The following is a 17,971-nucleotide window of genomic DNA, read 5'->3' on the forward strand; positions in this document are numbered from 1 at the left end:
CTCAGCCCGCCTGGGCATCCGGCGGATCGAGCAGGTCCAGCAGATGGCCGACGGTGACGTCGAGAGATACCGAGTTGTCCAGCTCCACCAGCGGTCCGGGCAGGCCGTCGGCGAAGTGCGCGTTACGAGCAAGGCGCGCCTCGATCTCCGGCAGCGTCTCGCGCCCCCGCTTCAGCAGGCGCTGCCGCAGTACCTCGGGCTCGACCCGCAGCAATACCGCGATCAGCCACGGATAACGGCGCCTCGCCTCGGGCAGGTACTTGCGTGAACCATTGACCAACACGTCGTGGCCAGCGGCGAGCCAGTCATCGATCTCGCGGGGGATGCCATAGTGCAGGCCGTTGGCGCGCCAGCTCATGGCGAAGGCGCCAGTCTGCTCCAGCCGAGCGAACTCCTCGACACTCACCGAATGCGCCTCTTCGCCACGCGCCTCGGCAGAACGGGTGATGACGCGCCGGACGATCCGGCAGTCCCGCGCCGCCAGGGGAGCACTGGCGGCTTGCAACAGGCTGTCCTTGCCGGAGCCCGATGGGCCCATCAGGTAAATGAGTCTGCCTGGGGTCATGACACTCTCTGGAGGGGCCGGCGGCTCGGCGCTACGTCGTTTCTGATCCGCGGGCCAGATGATACCGTCAGCCACGCAGGAGGTCAGAAGAATTGCTGTCGGAAAATGCGGCTAACACCGGTCAACCCTGCCCCTGGCCTGCCCGCTGTGCCATCATGCGCGCCCCCTCATCGGATACACGCCTCCCCCCGTCGCAGTGACGGAGCGGAGCCCTCCGCAGTTCGGCTACGCTGTCAATATCGGGCCTGACGTCACTTGAACCCGTCGAAAGGAAGGTCTGCCGAGGACGTCGCATTTCGGATGATTGGTGCTGGCATTTAGCCTTCACCCGAGCCACAATATGTCGCAGATTTGACGTCAAGTTATTGGTTTTTTTCCGAAACCGTTGACGACGCGCTGAACGACCAACGGAAACCGCTGTCAAAGGGCCTGAACGAACGCTGACCCATGGCATCGGCCTCCCTGACTTACAGGTTTAATGTATGCGCCCATTGAAACAGGCAACCCCTACCTACTCCAGCCGCACCGCTGACAAATTCGTCGTACGTCTGCCGGAAGGCATGCGCGAGCGTATCGCTGAAGTCGCTCGTAGCCACCATCGCAGCATGAACTCCGAGATCATCGCGCGCCTGGAGCAGAGCCTGCTTCAGGAAGGCGCATTGCAGGACAATCTCGGCATTCGCCTGGACAGCCCCGAGCTGAGCCTGCACGAACGCGAATTGCTGCAACGCTTCCGCCAGTTGACCCATCGCCAGCAGAACGCGCTGATCGCCCTGATCGCGCACGACGCCGAAATGGCGCAAAACGACGCTTGAGTCGTACGCAATGCCGAAAACAGCCGGCCCTGAGCCGGCTTTTTCATGCCTGCAATTTCCAGGGAAATCGCGGGCACAAAAAAGCCGCCTCGCGGGCGGCCTTTTCGGCGGGACGGCTTACATCAGGAACAACGTCGCCAGCCCGAGGAAGATGAAGAAACCGCCGCTGTCGGTCATGGCAGTGATCATCACGCTGGAACCCATGGCCGGGTCGCGCCCCAGGCGCAGCAGCGTCATCGGGATCAGTACCCCCATCAGCGCCGCCAGCAGCAGGTTCAGCGTCATCGCGCCAGTCATCACCGCACCCAGCTCCCAGTTGCCATACAGGTAGAAGGCGACAAGGCCGATCACACCACCCCATACCAGGCCGTTCACCAGGGCCACGCCCAGTTCCTTGCGCAGCAGGCGGTTGGCGCTGTTGGTCTGGATCTGATCCAGCGCCATGGCGCGGACGATCATGGTGATGGTCTGGTTACCGGAGTTACCGCCGATACCAGCGACGATGGGCATCAGCGCGGCCAGCGCCACCAGTTTCTCGATGGAGCCTTCGAACAGGCCGATCACCCGCGAGGCGATGAAGGCAGTGATCAGGTTGGTGGCCAGCCAGGCCCAGCGGTTGCGCACCGACTTCCAGACCGAGGCGAAGATGTCTTCCTCTTCGCGCAGACCGGCCATGCTCAGCACTTCGCTCTCGCTCTCCTCACGGATCAGGTCGACCATCTCGTCGATAGTCAGACGGCCAATCAGCTTGCCGTTCTTGTCCACCACCGGGGCGGAAATCAGGTCATAGCGCTCGAACGCCTGGGCGGCATCGTAGCCGTCCTCGTCGGGGGTGAAGGTCACCGGATCGGTTGCCATGACCTCGGCCACGTCCTTGTCCGGATCATTCACCAGCAGGCGCTTGATCGGCAGCACACCCTTGAGCACGCCGTCATAGTCGACCACGAAGAGCTTGTCGGTATGGCCCGGCAGCTCCTTGAGGCGGCGCAGGTAACGCAGCACCACTTCCAGGCTGACATCGTCGCGGATGGTGACCATCTCGAAGTCCATCAGCGCGCCGACCTGGTCCTCCTCGTAGGACAGCGCCGAACGCACGCGCTCGCGCTGTTGCGCATCGAGGCTTTCCATCAGCTCATGGACCACGTCGCGCGGCAGCTCCGGCGCCAGGTCCGCGAGTTCGTCGGCATCCATGTCCTTGGCCGCGGCGAGGATCTCGTGATCGTCCATGTCGGCGATCAGGGTTTCCCGCACGGCGTCGGAGACTTCGAGGAGGATGTCGCCGTCGCGCTCGGCCTTGACCAGCTGCCAGACCGTCAGGCGGTCATCCAGCGGAAGGGATTCGAGGATGTGGGCGATGTCGGCCGGGTGCAGCTCGTCCAGCTTGCGCTGAAGTTCGGCAAGGTTCTGGCGGTGGACCAGGTTTTCGACGAGATCGTGATGCTGGCCTTCCTGACGGTGCGTCAGGTCTTCCACCAGCTTGTGCTTGTGCAGCAGGTCGACCACCTGGTTGAGGCGGTCCTGCAGGCTTTCCTGCGGCTTCTTGGCTTCTACTTCGGTCATAGCACGCTCCACCCCCAGTGGCAGAACGCGCCATTGGGGATCAATACATCAGGTCGTGTTTACGCAATCGGGGTTCTGAGTAACTACTGGGTAAGTCCATGGTGGTTGTCCCATGCGCCCATCAAGGGCAGATGCGGGAAATGATAACACTCCGGGGTGCAATACGCGTTACAAAATAGCGGCAAGAACAATCGCTTGCGCCCGAAAGCTCAGTACGGGTTCATCGCTCGGTTCGACGCGCGAAATCCCCGACAAGACACCCAGCGCCGGATTACAAATCCTGGTCCTAGGCTGCCTGGCAGGCCCGCCTTCACGGAGGACATCATGCGCCTGCCCGCCCTGCTGTTTTCGACCCTGCTTCTGCTACCGACCGGCGAAGCGGCAACGGTGTTCCGCTGCACATCCGCCACGGGGAAAGTCCTCTTCAGCCAGTATGGCTGCTCCACCGATCAGCAGCAGGACCGACAGGAAGCCTCCAACCCCACGCCAGGCAGTGGCAAACCGGTACCGCTGGCGAACCCCAGGCCCGCAGCACTACCCCGCACAGCGGCACGCGGGAAAATCCAGGAGAACGATGAAGGCGTCGTGGTAGTGGGCGAGCAGCAGAACGGCTGCGGCAATCGCGTTACCGGCGCAGCCAGGCGCAAGGCGATCATCGAAGGCAGGATCAGGACCGGGATGACCCGCAGAGACGTGGAAAGCGCCCTCGGCAGGCCGGACAAGGTCAGCCAGAACAACGGAACGCTGCGCTATCACTATGAGGCGGACAAGAGGCACGGCGCGCGCAGCGTGACCTTCGACGAGGATGGCTGCGTGGCTGGCAAGGCGAAACGCTGAGAACCCTGGCGGGGAAGTTTTTCGCCGCACAAAGAAAAAGGGCCTGCATTTCTGCAGGCCCTTTCGTATATGGCGCACTCAGGAGGATTCGAACCTCCGACCGCTCGGTTCGTAGCCGAGTACTCTATCCAGCTGAGCTATGAGTGCGTCGTCGGTAAAGTTTAACCAGATTCACCAACTGGTTGCAGCTATTGGCTTTTCAGCCCTTTCGCCACTGAAGCCCCGCTTTCGCGTTGCCTCGTATATGGCGCACTCAGGAGGATTCGAACCTCCGACCGCTCGGTTCGTAGCCGAGTACTCTATCCAGCTGAGCTATGAGTGCGCTGATGAGGGCGCAAATTCTAGAGCGATTTTTCTGAGTTGTCAACAAGATTTTTCAATCATTTCAGTCACTTACGTAACCGGACAACTCATCGCACCAGAGGATGCAATGGCGGAGAGGGGGGGATTCGAACCCCCGACACCCTTTTGAGGTGTACTCCCTTAGCAGGGGAGCGCCTTCGGCCACTCGGCCACCTCTCCGCAACACGGGGCGCATGATATCCATGTTTTCCCCGTTTGCAAAGAAAAATTTTAGAAAAATTAATGGTTTGGTTCTTGGTCTTTCTCTTTCTGGATGCGCTGGTAGATTTCCTCACGGTGCACAGCGACTTCCTTCGGCGCATTCACACCGATTCGCACCTGATTTCCCTTGACGCCCAACACAGTCACGGTGACGTCATCACCGACCATCAGGGTCTCTCCGACCCGGCGAGTCAGAATCAGCATTCCTTTCTCCTTACGAATTACGGATAAACAGTCTGCAAAAAAGAAATGGTGGCAGATTCGTGTAGATCAAGTGCGCGAATCCTTCACCCAAGTATTGACCAGTCCTGTCGGAATGAAAGTTCCTAGTGCCTGGTCAAAAACGACAAAAGGCGCGGGGTAGCCGCGCCTTTCGGGTATCACTCCCCTTACTCGCCCTGTCGGGCCGGGGCGTCGAGCTCGAACGCCGTGTGCAGGGCACGCACCGCCAGCTCCAGGTACTTCTCTTCGATGACGACGGAAACCTTGATTTCCGAGGTGGAGATCATCTGGATGTTGATGGATTCCTTGGCCAGCGCCTCGAACATGCGGCTGGCGACACCGGCGTGGGAACGCATGCCGACACCGACGATGGAAACCTTGGCGATGTTGGTGTCGCCAGTGGCTTCGCGCGCACCGATGCTGGTGGCGGTCTGCTTGAGGATTTCCAGGGCGGCCTGGTAGTCATTACGGTGCACGGTGAAGGTGAAGTCGGTGGTGTTATCGTGCGAAACGTTCTGCACGATCATGTCGACTTCGATGTTCGCAGCGCTGATCGGACCAAGGATCTTGAAAGCAACGCCGGGAGTATCCGGTACGCCACGGATGGTCAGCTTGGCTTCGTCGCGGTTGAAGGCGATGCCGGAGATGATCGGCTGTTCCATGGATTCCTCTTCATCAAGGGTAATGAGGGTGCCCGGACCCTCCTGGAAGCTGTGCAGCACGCGCAGCGGGACGTTGTACTTGCCGGCGAATTCGACCGAACGGATCTGCAGGACCTTGGAGCCGAGGCTGGCCATTTCCAGCATCTCCTCGAAGGTGATCTTGTCCAGGCGCTGCGCCTGCGGCACTACGCGCGGGTCGGTGGTGTAGACGCCATCGACATCAGTGTAGATCTGGCACTCGTCGGCCTTCAGCGCCGCGGCCAGGGCCACGCCGGTGGTGTCGGAACCGCCACGGCCGAGGGTGGTGATGTTGCCGTGCTCGTCCACACCCTGGAAGCCTGCGACCACGACGACGCGGCCGGCCTTCAGGTCTGCGCGAATGTTGGCATCGTCGATGCTCAGGATACGCGCCTTGGTGTGCGAGCTGTCGGTCAGGATGCGCACCTGGTTGCCGGTGTAGGACACCGCCGGCACGCCACGCTTGATCAGCGCCATGCTCAGCAGCGCGATGGTCACCTGCTCGCCAGTGGAAACCATGACGTCCAGCTCGCGCGGAATCGGCTGGTCCATGATCTGTTTCGCCAGGCCAATCAGGCGATTGGTCTCGCCGCTCATGGCGGACACCACCACGACGATGTCGTCGCCCGCCTCACGGAATTTCTTCACCTTCTCGGCCACCTGCTCGATTCGCTCGACGGTGCCGACGGAGGTCCCTCCAAACTTCTGTACGATCAAAGCCATTTCAAAAGCCGCCTGATTCCTGAAGGGCGCCCATTTAACATGCATCACCGCATGCTGCCAAGGCCCGCCGGACGCGCTGCGGACCCCGGTATTTCAGGGCCTTTAGAGCCTGTTTACGATCTCGCGAGCTAGAGCAGAACAAGGCGAAATCGGTTGAGGGAGCGGAGTTTACACACAGTAAATGAGCATCCCGAAACCGATTTCAACGCCGTTATGCCGACGCGCAGCAGATCGTAAGCAGGTTCTTAGAGGCCCTGTTCGACAAATGTACGCGCCAGCGCCAGAGCCTCGTCCAGCTTGCCGGCATCGACGCCACCGCCCTGGGCCATGTCCGGGCGACCACCGCCCTTCCCGCCCACAGCCGCAGCGGCCTGCTTCATCAGATCGCCAGCCTTGAGCTTGGCGGTCAGGTCCTGGGTCACGCCGGCAACCAGCACGACCTTCTCCTCGAACACGCCGCCGAGCAGGATCACGCCGCTGCCGAGCTTGTTCTTGAGCTGGTCGACCAGCGCCAGCAGCGCCTTGCCGTCCACACCGTCGAGACGCGCGGCGAGCACCTTGGCGCCGCTGACCTCGATGGCCGAGGAAGCCAAGTCGTCACCGGCGGCGCTGGCGGCCTTGGCCTTGAGCTGTTCCAGCTCCTTTTCCAGCTGACGGTTGCGCTCGATCAGGCCGGACAGCTTGTCCAGCAGGTTGTCACGGCTGCCCTTGACCAGGCCGGCCGCTTCCTTGAGCTGCTCTTCGGCACCGTTCAAGTAGGCCAGCGCTGCAGCGCCGGTAACCGCCTCGATACGGCGTACGCCGGAGGCCACGCCGCCTTCGCTGGTGATCTTGAACAGGCCGATGTCGCCGGTACGGGACACGTGGGTGCCACCGCACAGCTCGACGGAGAAGTCGCCGCCCATGCTCAGCACGCGCACCAGGTCGCCGTACTTTTCGCCGAACAGCGCCGTGGCGCCCTTGGCCTTGGCGGTGTCGATGTCGGTCTCTTCGGTCTCGACTTCGGTGTTCTTGCGAATCTCGGCGTTGACGATGTCTTCCAGTTGCTTCAGCTGCTCCGGCTTGATCGCCTCGAAGTGGCTGAAGTCGAAGCGCAGGCGCTGGCTGTTCACCAGCGAGCCCTTCTGCTGGACGTGATCGCCCAGCACCTGGCGCAGCGCGGAGTGCAGCAGGTGGGTGGCGGAGTGGTTCAGCGCAGTGGCCTGGCGCACGGAAGCATCGACCTCGGCCTTCACCGCGGAACCGACGTTCAGGCTGCCCTGGGCAACCACGCCGTGGTGCAGGTGCGCACCGCCAGCCTTGGTGGTGTCACGCACGTCGAAGCGCACGCCGGCACCGGCGAGGTAGCCGCAGTCGCCGACCTGGCCACCGGATTCGGCGTAGAACGGAGTCTGGTCGAGGACGACCACACCCTCCTCGCCTTCGCCCAGCTGCTCGACGGCCTTGCCGTCCTTGAACAGGGCGATGATCTGGCCGGCGCCGGAGACGCCCTGGTAGCCGAGGAAGCGGGTGTCGCCATCGACTTTCACCAGGCTGTTGTAGTCCATGCCGAAGGCGCTGGCGGAGCGGGCACGCTCGCGCTGGGCCTCCATCTCGCGCTCGAAGCCTTCCTCGTCGAGGGTCAGGCTGCGCTCGCGGGCGATGTCGTTGGTCAGGTCGACCGGGAAGCCGTAGGTGTCGTACAGCTTGAACACCACGTTGCCGGGGATGACACTGCCCTTGAGCTCGGACAGGTCCTGTTCGAGGATCTTCAGGCCCTGCTCCAGGGTCTTGGCGAACTGCTCTTCCTCGGTCTTGAGCACGCGCTCGATGTGCGCCTGCTGTTGCTTGAGCTCAGGGAAGGCTTCGCCCATCTCGCCAACCAGCGCGGCAACGATCTTGTGGAAGAAGGTGCCCTTGGCGCCCAGCTTGTTACCGTGGCGGCAGGCGCGACGGATGATGCGGCGCAGCACGTAGCCGCGGCCTTCGTTGGACGGCAGCACGCCGTCGGCGATCAGGAAGCCGCAGGAACGGATGTGGTCGGCCACGACTTTCAGCGACGGAGCGCCGTCGTTGGCGCAGCCGATGGCGTCGGCGGAAGCCTTCAGCAGGCTCTGGAACAGGTCGATCTCGTAGTTCGAGTGGACGTGCTGCAGCACGGCACTGATGCGCTCGAGGCCCATGCCGGTATCCACGCTCGGCGCCGGCAGCGGGTGCATGACGCCGTCCGCGGTGCGGTTGAACTGCATGAATACGTTGTTCCAGATCTCGATGTAGCGGTCGCCGTCTTCTTCCGGCGAGCCGGGCGGGCCGCCCCAGATGTCCGCGCCGTGGTCGAAGAAGATCTCGGTGCACGGACCGCACGGACCGGTGTCGCCCATCGCCCAGAAGTTGTCCGACGCGTAGGGAGCGCCCTTGTTATCGCCGATGCGGACCATGCGCTCGGCGGGAATGCCGACTTCCTTGGTCCAGATGTCGTAGGCCTCGTCATCGGTGGCGTAGACGGTGACCCAGAGCTTCTCCTTGGGCAGGTTCAGCCACTTGTCGGAGGTCAGGAATTCCCAGGCGTAGGTGATGGCGTCGCGCTTGAAGTAGTCGCCGAAGCTGAAGTTGCCCAGCATTTCGAAGAAGGTGTGGTGGCGCGCGGTGTAGCCGACATTTTCCAGGTCGTTGTGCTTGCCGCCGGCACGCACGCACTTCTGGCTGGTGGTGGCGCGGGTGTAGGCGCGCTTTTCCAGGCCCAGGAAGCAATCCTTGAACTGGTTCATGCCTGCGTTGGTGAACAGCAGGGTCGGATCGTTCGCGGGGATCAGCGAACTGGACGCAACGCGGGTGTGCCCCTTCTCTTCGAAGAAGCGGAGGAAGGCTTCACGGATTTCAGCGCTTTTCATAGATTCTTCCACGGAAAAATACGGCCACAAATCGCCGGCAAAGGGCCGCATTATGATCGGCCCTGCGTACTGGGTACAGAGTGTTTGTGCGATAGACGGCGCCTATTGCGCCTCACGCATGCTCAGTCGCGACGAAAGGCAGCGAAAGCTTCCACGATACGCGGAATATCCGCCGATTTCACGTCGAGGTGCGTGACCAGCCGAAGGCGCGCCGCCGGGCTGACGCGAATGCCGCGCTCGGCGAGATGGGCAGCCAGCGCACCGGCCTGCTCACCGATGCCGACGTAGACCATGTTGGTCTGTACCGGCTCGGTGGCATAGCCCAGTTCGGCGAGGCCACGGCCCAGCGTTTCGGCGTTGGCATGGTCCTCAGCCAGACGCTCGACCTGATGGTCCAGCGCATACAGCGCCGCCGCTGCCAGGCCGCCGGCCTGGCGCATGCCACCGCCAACCATCTTGCGCAGACGGCGCGCGCGGCCGATCAGCTCGGCGTCGCCGCAGAGTACCGAGCCCACCGGCGCGCCAAGCCCCTTGGACAGGCATACCGAGACGGAATCGAAGTGGCGGGTGATCTCGCAGGCGTCCACGCCCAGCTTGACCGCCGCGTTGTACAGGCGCGCGCCGTCCAGGTGCAGGGCCAGGCCACGGCGGCGGGTCATCTCCCGTGCGGCGGCGAGATAGGCCTGCGGCAGGACCTTGCCCTGCATGGTGTTTTCCAGCGCCAGCAGACGGGTGCGGGCGAAGTGGAAGTCGTCCTGCTTGATCGCCGCCTCGACCTTGGCCAGGTCCAGCGAACCGTCGGCTTCGCCGTCGATCGGCTGTGGCTGGATGGAGCCGAGGACGGCGGCGCCACCGCCTTCATATTTATAGGTGTGCGCCTGCTGGCCGACGATGTATTCATCGCCGCGGCCGCAGTGGGCCATCAGCCCCAGCAGGTTGCTCATGGTGCCGGTGGGCACGAAGAGCGCGGCGGCAAAGCCCAGACGCTCTGCCAGGGTCGCTTCCAGGCGGTTGACGGTGGGGTCTTCGCCATAGACGTCGTCGCCCAGTTCGGCACGCGCCATGGCCTCGCGCATCCCGGCGGAGGGCAGGGTGACGGTATCGCTGCGAAGGTCGATGGTAGACATGGCGGAGCTCCTCGGGCATCAGGCGGAAAGGACCGATGCTAAGCGCTCGCCAGAGACGGGACAAGGGTTGGGTTCAAGGCTTTCGTAGGGCGTACAACCGTTCGCTGTTGTACGCCGTTTCACCCTGGCTTGCCGTCGGCGCCATGGCTGAACTTGGAGTGCCTTGGGAGCAAGGTCAATCGGCGTATAACGTCGAACGTTATACGCCCTACGCTACCATCAGAGTTCGGTGGGAACGACCAGAATGCCGGCGCGCAGTCCGTTCTTCACCCGAGGGTTGGGGAAGATGATCCGCGCACCCTGCTCCTCCACGATCCAGCGGGTGCCACCGATGTCCTCGGCCAGCAGGTAGCCCTGGTCCAGCTCGGTGAAGTTATCCACCGCATCGTCCAGGTGCAGGCGGAAATGGTCGCTGTGCTTGATCACTTCGCGGGACACGGCGAACAGCTTGAGGCCATCGAGTTGCTCACCATCGGCTTCCGGCGCATCGCCACGGATCAGTCCCTGCAGCATGCCTTCCAGGCGATCGAGGTTGACCGCCTGGTTCTGCCCGAACGGCCGCGCCTTGCCCAGCTCCAGAGTGAAAGCTTCGGCGCCCAGGTGGCTGTAGGTGTAGGCACTGAAGGTGATGCCCGGCTTGCTCTGCAGCAGCACGGCGTCGATGCCGGCGCTGCGCAGGCGCGCCAGTTCGTCGCGGGAGTGCTGGCGACCCTCGCTCCAGGGGTAGAGCGCGAACTGCTCGATCTTCGAACCGCGAATGGCGGTGTGAAGGTCGTAGTGCAGACGGGTTCGCCCGTCGCGAGCGAAGAACGCTGCGGCCAGGCGCTCCAGCTCGGAGGCGCGCAGGGCTTCGTTGCCACTGCCCTCCTCGTGGCGACCGCAGAACAGGCGGTTGATGTCCTGTTCCAGGTAACGCTCGCCGCGGCGCATGGCTTCGGGGTTGCCCAGCAGGATCAGGATGCGCGCCGCCGGCTTCAGCTCGCCACGAGCGATGCGCTGCACCAGGCGGTCGAGCAGCTCGATGGGGGCGGTCTCGTTGCCGTGGATACCAGCCGAAAGCAGCAGGTCACGGCCCTGGTCACGGAGGGTGGACGGGGTGATTTCCAGTGCGCCTTCCGCCAGCCAGTGCAGACGGGTACCGTCCGCGGTGAGCTGGATCTTTTCCGTCGGCTCACGGCCGGCGAGGGTCAGTTCGAGCAGTTTGCCCAGGGCTAGCATGCGGACGCCTCCATCATTCCCAGCGGCCGGATGGGCCGTGGACTCCGCGATCAGTGGTGATGGTCACATCCACAGTCTGGACCATGTTCGTGGACTTCGGCGGCTTCCAGCTCCAAAGTCAGGCCCAACTGGTTCACCGCCTGCGGGCGCACCACCAGCAGCGGGATCTCGGCGTCGTCCTCATGGGAGTCGGCGTAGATCGTAAGGCCGCCCTTGCCGTCGGCCTCCAGCCACAGCTCGCGCCCTTCCAGGCGGATGGCCAGGCGCGCGGTGTGGGTCTCGCGGCGCTCGCCCTTGTTGTCTTCGAGAATCAGCGGGAGGCTTTCGGTCATGTCGGTCACTCAGTTTTGCTGGAAGGGATAAACCGAGCCCAGTTTAAGGATCTGGCTCAATTCATCCAACGCCGTACGGCATTCCACCAGCAGTTGCGGATCGGCCAGGTCGGATTCGGACAGGCGATCGCGGTAGTGCTTGTCGACCCAGGTGACCAGGGTGTCGTGCAGGGTCGGGGTCATGATCACGCCCGGATTGACCGCTGCCAGCTCGCCGTCGGTCAGCGCCACGCGCAGGCGCAGGCAGGCGGGGCCGCCGCCGTTCTGCATGCTCTGCTTGAGGTCGAACACCTTCACCTCGCGGATCGGGCCGTCCTCGGCGGTCAGGCGCGACAAGTAGTTCCATACGCGCTCGTTCTTGCGGCACTCCTCCGGGACGATCAGCAGCATGCTGCCGTCGGCGCGGGTGAGCAGCTGGCTGTTGAACAGGTAGGACTTCACCGCGTCCTCGACCGTGACCTGGTCGCGCGGCACGCACACGGCCTGGAAGCGGCCGCCGCGGCGGCCCAGCTTGTCATGCAGCTCGGCCAGCACGCGCTCGGTGTCGAGGAAGGCGTCTTCATGGTGGAACAGCACTTCGCCGTTACCCACGGAGATCACGTCGTTGTGGAACACACCCTGGTCGATCACGGCCGGATTCTGCTGGGCGTAGACCACGCCGTCGTCCGTCAGGCCGTGCAGGCGGGCAACCGCCTGGCAGGCTTCCAGGGTCTGCCGGGCCGGGTAACGCTGCGGCGCCGGGAAACGGCTGTCGAAGGCGCTGCGGCCGAACACGAAGAACTCGACGCCGGCTTCACCGTAGGACTTGCAGAAGCGCGTGTGGTTGGCCGCGCCTTCGTCTCCGAACTGGGCCACCGCCGGCAGTGCGGCGTGGTGGGCGAAGTGCTTCTCGTCGCGGAACATCGCGCCGAGGATGCGGCTGGTGACCGGGTGCTCGATGGAGCGGTGGAACTTGCAGTTCAGGTTAGCGGCGGTGAAGTGCACGCGGCCATCGGCGGTGTCGGCGCTGGGGCTGACGGTGGCCGCGTTGGCGGTCCACATGCAGGACGCCGAGCTGACCGCGGCCAGCAACGGCATGGCTTCCTTGGCGGCCTTGGCGATCACCTCGGCATCGCTGCCGGAGAAGCCCAGGGCACGCAGCGAGGCGACGGCCGGGCGCTCCTGCGGGGCCAGCACGCCCTGCTTGAAGCCCATTTCCATCAGCGCCTTCATCTTCGCCAGGCCCTGCTTGGCGGCTTCGCGCGGGTTGGACGCAGCCTGGCTGTTGCTCTGCGACGCGACGTTGCCGTAGGACAGGCCGCCGTAGTTGTGCGTCGGTCCGACCAGACCGTCGAAGTTCATTTCATAGGCGGTCATCACAGGCTCACTCCCGGGGTCAGGGTTGCAGGCAGGCTCAGGCTCTCGCTTTCCAGCGAGGCGACCGGATAGGCGCAGTAGTCGGCGGCGTAGTAGGCACTCGGGCGATGGTTGCCGGAGGCGCCGATGCCACCGAAGGGTGCGCTGCTGGCAGCGCCGGTCAGTTGTTTGTTCCAGTTGACGATGCCGGCGCGGCTTTCGATGAGGAAGTCCTCATAGCGCTCGCGGGAATCCGACAGCAGGCCGGCGGCCAGGCCGTACTGGGTGGCGTTGGCTTCGCGCACAGCGGCATCGAAGTTGGCGTAGCGGATCACCTGCAGCAGCGGGCCGAAGAATTCTTCGTCCGGGCGCTCCGCCACGGCGGTCACGTCGAGGATACCCGGGGTCAACAGCGCGGCGCTGGCCAGCGGCTGGGTCATCGCCAGCAGCGGCTTGGCGCCCTTGGCCAGCAGCTGTTCCTGGGCCTTGATCAGATGTTCGGCGGCGGCCAGCGAGACCACCGAGCCCATGAAGGGCGCCGGCTGCTCGTCGAAGCGGCCGACCTTGATGGTCGAGGCCACGGCCACCAGGCGCTCGATCAGCGCATCACCCCAGGCGCCCTGCGGCACCAGCAGGCGGCGGGCGCAGGTGCAACGCTGGCCAGCGGAAATGAAGGCGGACTGGATGATGGTGTAGACGGCAGCGTCGACGTCTTTCACTTCATCGACGATGAGCGGGTTGTTGCCGCCCATCTCCAGCGCCAGGATCTTCTGCGGGCGGCCGCCAAACTGGCTGTGCAGCAGGTTGCCGGTGCGGCTGGAGCCGGTGAAGAACAGGCCGTCGATGTCGTCGTTACCAGCCAGCGCGACGCCGGTGTCACGGGCACCCTGCACCAGGTTGATCACGCCGGCGGGAATGCCGGCTTCGATCCAGGCCTGCAGGGTCAGCTCGGCGACCTTCGGGGTCAGTTCGCTGGGTTTGAACACCACGGCGTTACCCGCCAGCAGGGCCGGCACGATGTGGCCGTTGGGCAGGTGGCCGGGGAAGTTGTACGGGCCGAACACGGCGACCACGCCGTGGGGCTTGTGGCGCAGCACGGCGGTGGCGTCGGCCAGCGGGCCGCTCTTCTCGCCGGTGCGTTCACGGAAGGCCTGAACCGAGATGGCAACCTTGTTGACCATGCTGGTCACTTCGGTAGCGGCTTCCCACAGCGGCTTGCCGGTTTCCTCACCGATGGCGCGGGCCAGTTCCTCGGAGCGGCCCTTGAGGGTGGTGGCGAAGCGTTCCAGCACGGCGATACGCTCCTCCACCGGGCGACGGGCCCAGGCCGGGAAGGCGGCACGTGCGGCGGCAACGGCAGCGGCGACCTGCGCGGCCGAGGCGGCGCGGCCGCTCCAGACCACGGCCTGGCTGACCGGGCAGAGGGACTCCAGCGGCTCGCCTTCGCCCGCCAGCCACTGGCCGGCAATGTAGTGGGTATTCATCATCAGGCTCCCCTGACGCCTTGCGGCGTCAGTTGCGTTTTCCGGAGAGAGGCACCGCGCGGACCGAAGCCCCGGCGGACAGGCGCAGGCGCTTGGCGGTCAGCGCGTCGACCACCAGCGAGCCGGCGGCCACCCGCGCCGGTGCCGCGGTGATGCGGCACTCCTCGCGCTTGCGGTTGTGGATCAGGAAGGGTTCGGCGTCGTCGCCCGGCGTGCCAATAGCCAGCACCAGGGTCTGGCTGTCGGCGATCGGACGGATCTTGTCGGTCGGCGCCTCGATGGCGGGGCCGGCATCGAAGATGTCGACGTAACCCTGGTAGCTGAAGCCTTCGGCCTTGAGCATGGCCAGCGCCGGCTCGGTGTCCGGATGCACGCGGCCGATCACCGCACGCGCCTCTTCCGAGAGGAAGCAGGTGTAGAGCGGGAACTTGGGCATCAGCTCGGCGATGAAGGACTTGTTGCCCACGCCGGTCAGGTAGTCGGCCTGGCTGAACTCCATCTTGAAGAAGTGCCGGCCCAGGCTTTCCCAGAACGGCGAGCGGCCGTCGCCATCGGACATGCCGCGCATCTCGGCGATCACCTTGTCACCGAACAGCTCGCGGAACTCGGCGATGAACAGGAAGCGCGCCTTGGACAGCAGGCGGCCGTTGAGGCCGGTACGGTGGTCGGCATGCAGGAACAGCGAGCACAGCTCGGACTGCCCGGTGAGGTCATTGGCCAGGAACAGCGTGGGAATCTCGCGGTGGATGCCCAGCTCCTGGGAGGCGCTGACGGTGAGGCCGACACGGTAGTTGTACCAGGGCTCGCGCAGGCCGACGGCGCCGGCCACGGCGGAAATCCCCACCACCTTGCCTTCGTCGCTTTCCAGCACGAACAGGTAGTCGGCGTCGGCACGCTCGGCTTCACCACGGAAGGCCTTCTCGGCCCAGCTCACGCGGTGCTGCAGGCGCTGCTCGTTGGCCGGCAGCGTGGTCAGGCCGGTGCCGGTGCTGCGCGCCAGGTCGAATAGAGCCGGAAGGTCGGCGCTGGTTACGGGACGGACGATCATGTTCTCTCCCCTCAGATCGCGACCAGGCGCACGCTGGCGCCTTCGCCGACGCCCAGGGCGTCGGCGGCTTCCTGGTTCAGGGTCACCGGCTTGCCGGGTGCCCAGTCGAGTTCGGTGACGATGGCGCGGAAGTCCTGCAGCTGGCCGTTGGTGACCAGGTAGCCACGGTTGCCCTTGCCGCCTTCACCGATGCGCACCGGCACCTGCCGGCTCTGGGCGATGGAGCGGATGCTGGAAATGGGCGCGTGCAGGGTCGGGCCGCCGTCGAAGATGTCGACGTAGTTGTCGGATTCGAAGCCGTCGCGCATCAGGATGTCGAAGGTGATCTGCGCACGTGGGTGCACTTGCCCCATGGACTCCTGCGCCTCGTCCGGCAGCAGCGGCACGTAGATCGGGTAGTGCGGCATGAGTTCGGCAAGGAAGGTGCGGCTTTTCAGGCCCGAGAGCCTCTCCGCCTCGGAGTAGTCGAGGTCGAAGAAGTTGCGCCCGATGGCATTCCAGAACGGCGATTGGCCCTGGTCGTCGCTGTAACCGACGATCTCCACCACCACCGCGTCGGCAAAGCGCTCCGGATGGCTGGCCATGAACAGCAGGCGGCCACGGGAGTTGAGCTCGGCGATCGGTGTGTTCACCAGGTCGCGCTCGACGTAGAAGCTGGTCAGCAGGCTGTTGCCGGTGAGGTCATGGCACAGCGAGAGGACGTGAATCTTGTTGTGGATCTTCAGCTCGCGGGAGGCGTGCACGAAGGTCTCGTTGCGGAAGCTGTAGAACGGCTCGGAGAAGCCGGCCGAAGCGACGATCGCCGAGCAGCCGACCAGGCGGCCGCTGAGGCTGTCTTCCAACACGAAGAAATAGCTTTCCTCACCGTTGAAGCTCACTTCGGCGGCGAACGAGGCCTCCGAGGCGAGGATCTTTTCCCGCAGACGTTCCGCGTCGTCCGGCAGCGACGTGACGCCGACCGGGCTGTCCGCGGCGAGACGCTGCACCTGCTGCAGGTCGGCCACTTGGGCGGGGCGCATCACCAGCATGGCGTCACTCCTCTAACCAGACAAAAGTTCATGATTCGTGGGCGCGACACAGCCTGTGCCGCACTCACCAGGGCATTCGGAAGACCGGCCGGAACATCCCGGCCGGCGAAGCGGCGAAATCGCTCCGCCGCTGATTCAGCTTAGTCGCAGCTGTTAGCCGCGGGTCAGCTTGGCGATGGCGCGCTCCAGGCGATCCAGACCTTCGTCGATGTCCGCATCCGGGATCACCAGGCTGGGCGCGAAGCGCACCACGTCCGGGCCGGCCTGCAGGACCATCACGGCCTCTTTCTCGGCAGCGTTCAGCACGTCCTTGGCCTTGCCCTTCCAGGCGTCGGCCAGCACGGCGCCGATCAGCATGCCCATGCCGCGAACCTGGGTGAAGATGCCGTACTCGGCGGCGATCTTCTCCAGGCGGACCTTGAAGCGCTCATGCTTGGCTTTCACGCCTTCGAGCACTTCCGGGGTGTTGATCACGTCGAAGGCCGCGCCGGCCACGGCACAGGCCAGCGGGTTGCCGCCGTAGGTGGTGCCGTGGGTGCCGACTACCAGGTGTTCGGCGATCTTCGCGGTGGTGAGCATGGCGCCGATCGGGAAGCCGCCGCCCAGGCCCTTGGCGCTGGACAGGATGTCCGGGTTCACGCCGTAGTACTGGTGGGCGTAGAGGTAGCCGATACGGCCGAAACCGCTCTGCACTTCGTCGAAGATCAGCAGTGCGTTGTTCTCATCGCACAGCTTGCGCACGCCTTCCAGGTAGGCCTTGTCGGCCGGCAGCACGCCGCTCTCGCCCTGTACCGGCTCGATGATCACGGCGCAGGTCTTGTCGGAGATGGCGGCCTTCAGCGCGTCGAGGTCGTTGAACGGAATGTGGGTGATGCCCTGCACCTTCGGACCGAAGCCGTCGGAGTACTTGGCCTGGCCACCGACATTGACGGTGAAGAGGGTACGGCCGTGGAAGCTGTTGACCATCGAGATGATCTCGTACTTCTCGGGGCCGTAGACGTCGTGGGCATAACGGCGAGCCAGCTTCAGTGCGGCCTCGTTGGCCTCGGCGCCGGAGTTGGCGAAGAACACGCGCTCGGCAAAGGTCGAATCGATCAGCTTCTTGGCCAGGCGCAGGGCCGGCTCGTTGGTGAACACGTTGGAGACGTGCCAGATCTTGCCGGCCTGCTCGGTCAGCGCCTTCATCAGCGCCGGGTGGGCGTGGCCCAGGGAGTTCACTGCGATGCCGCCGGCGAAGTCGATCAGCTCTCGGCCGCTCTGATCCCAGACTCGGGAACCCTCGCCACGCACCGGAATGAAGGCAGCCGGCGAATAGTTGGGAACCATGACCTGGTCGAAATCGGAACGTTGGACCTGAGCTTGCGGAGCGGACATCGGTGTTCTCCTGCCTGGTTGAGGCGGCTATCGATGGAAGGATTGTAGGGACGATTGTCGGGTCGGCATTGTCGCCATGCGACAACTTGTTATAGCGCCAACCCACGGATTGCCGAGCTTTACGGAAATGCGACAGAAAGCGTCGGGAAGGCGCAGTGTAAGGCCTGCGGACTGCTGCGGGTACAAGGG

General features: G+C 64.3%; 15 protein-coding genes and 3 tRNA genes. 2 read left to right on the plus strand and 16 right to left on the minus strand.

The features are described from left to right. Position 1: 1 nt before the first annotated feature. Positions 2-565, minus strand: a complete 564-nt coding sequence (gene phnN, locus O6P39_RS18910) for a phosphonate metabolism protein/1,5-bisphosphokinase (PRPP-forming) PhnN (protein WP_275607986.1) — start codon at positions 563-565, stop codon at positions 2-4. 482 nt (positions 566-1,047) lie between these two features. On the opposite strand from phnN, the gene amrZ reads away from it, so the two are divergent. After that, a complete protein-coding gene (amrZ, locus tag O6P39_RS18915; RefSeq protein ID WP_015476477.1) occupies positions 1,048-1,380 on the plus strand; it encodes a transcriptional regulator AmrZ in 333 nt (110 codons plus the stop codon). Positions 1,381-1,497: 117 nt separating this feature from the next. Here the strand turns inward: amrZ and mgtE are convergent, their stop codons facing one another. Next, positions 1,498-2,940 carry a magnesium transporter gene (mgtE, locus tag O6P39_RS18920; protein ID WP_275607987.1) on the minus strand — a complete coding sequence of 481 codons (1,443 nt, stop codon included), beginning with the start codon at positions 2,938-2,940 and terminating at the stop codon, positions 1,498-1,500. A 324-nt stretch (positions 2,941-3,264) separates the two neighbouring features. Here mgtE and bamE point away from each other — a divergent pair, with 324 nt between their 5' ends. After that, positions 3,265-3,777, plus strand: coding sequence for an outer membrane protein assembly factor BamE (gene bamE, locus O6P39_RS18925; RefSeq protein ID WP_275607988.1), 513 nt, complete (start codon positions 3,265-3,267; stop codon positions 3,775-3,777). A 70-nt stretch (positions 3,778-3,847) separates the two neighbouring features. On the opposite strand, the gene O6P39_RS18930 is transcribed toward bamE, so the two are convergent. The 14 genes from O6P39_RS18930 to O6P39_RS18995 all read right to left on the minus strand — a co-directional run bounded on the left by O6P39_RS18930 (position 3,848) and on the right by O6P39_RS18995 (position 17,782). Beyond that, positions 3,848-3,924 (minus strand) — tRNA-Arg (locus O6P39_RS18930). A 98-nt stretch (positions 3,925-4,022) separates the two neighbouring features. After that, a tRNA-Arg gene (locus tag O6P39_RS18935) sits at positions 4,023-4,099 on the minus strand. 109 nt (positions 4,100-4,208) lie between these two features. After that, a tRNA-Ser gene (locus O6P39_RS18940) sits at positions 4,209-4,299 on the minus strand. Between the two features lie 60 nt (positions 4,300-4,359). Continuing rightward, a complete protein-coding gene (gene csrA, locus O6P39_RS18945) occupies positions 4,360-4,545 on the minus strand; it encodes a carbon storage regulator CsrA (protein ID WP_003085981.1) in 186 nt (61 codons plus the stop codon). A gap of 185 nt (positions 4,546-4,730) precedes the next feature. After that, positions 4,731-5,966 (minus strand): aspartate kinase, encoded by a 1,236-nt coding sequence (locus O6P39_RS18950; RefSeq protein ID WP_275607989.1) that lies wholly within the window; start codon positions 5,964-5,966, stop codon positions 4,731-4,733. Positions 5,967-6,211: 245 nt separating this feature from the next. After that, positions 6,212-8,836, minus strand: coding sequence for an alanine--tRNA ligase (gene alaS, locus O6P39_RS18955; protein WP_275607990.1), 2,625 nt, complete (start codon positions 8,834-8,836; stop codon positions 6,212-6,214). Between the two features lie 122 nt (positions 8,837-8,958). After that, a complete protein-coding gene (gene ltaE / locus O6P39_RS18960; RefSeq protein ID WP_275607991.1) occupies positions 8,959-9,963 on the minus strand; it encodes a low-specificity L-threonine aldolase in 1,005 nt (334 codons plus the stop codon). Between the two features lie 219 nt (positions 9,964-10,182). Continuing rightward, positions 10,183-11,181: a succinylglutamate desuccinylase gene (gene astE / locus O6P39_RS18965; protein ID WP_275607992.1), complete on the minus strand. Its 999-nt coding sequence runs from the start codon at positions 11,179-11,181 to the stop codon at positions 10,183-10,185. A gap of 50 nt (positions 11,182-11,231) precedes the next feature. Then, positions 11,232-11,513 carry a GTPase gene (locus O6P39_RS18970; protein WP_275607993.1) on the minus strand — a complete coding sequence of 94 codons (282 nt, stop codon included), beginning with the start codon at positions 11,511-11,513 and terminating at the stop codon, positions 11,232-11,234. Positions 11,514-11,522: 9 nt separating this feature from the next. Then, positions 11,523-12,869: an N-succinylarginine dihydrolase gene (gene astB / locus O6P39_RS18975; RefSeq protein WP_275607994.1), complete on the minus strand. Its 1,347-nt coding sequence runs from the start codon at positions 12,867-12,869 to the stop codon at positions 11,523-11,525. Then, positions 12,869-14,335, minus strand: a complete 1,467-nt coding sequence (astD, locus tag O6P39_RS18980; protein WP_275607995.1) for a succinylglutamate-semialdehyde dehydrogenase — start codon at positions 14,333-14,335, stop codon at positions 12,869-12,871. The genes astB and astD overlap by 1 nt, the downstream gene beginning before the upstream one ends. Before the next feature lie 25 nt (positions 14,336-14,360). Further along, positions 14,361-15,380: an arginine N-succinyltransferase gene (gene astA, locus O6P39_RS18985; protein ID WP_275607996.1), complete on the minus strand. Its 1,020-nt coding sequence runs from the start codon at positions 15,378-15,380 to the stop codon at positions 14,361-14,363. Between the two features lie 11 nt (positions 15,381-15,391). Then, positions 15,392-16,408, minus strand: a complete 1,017-nt coding sequence (gene aruF, locus O6P39_RS18990; RefSeq protein ID WP_275607997.1) for an arginine/ornithine succinyltransferase subunit alpha — start codon at positions 16,406-16,408, stop codon at positions 15,392-15,394. A 153-nt stretch (positions 16,409-16,561) separates the two neighbouring features. Beyond that, positions 16,562-17,782, minus strand: coding sequence for an aspartate aminotransferase family protein (locus O6P39_RS18995; RefSeq protein WP_275607998.1), 1,221 nt, complete (start codon positions 17,780-17,782; stop codon positions 16,562-16,564). Positions 17,783-17,971: the final 189 nt, after the last annotated feature.

The sequence above is a fragment of the Pseudomonas sp. PSE14 genome (assembly GCF_029203285.1).
Classification (GTDB): Bacteria; Pseudomonadota; Gammaproteobacteria; order Pseudomonadales; family Pseudomonadaceae; genus Pseudomonas.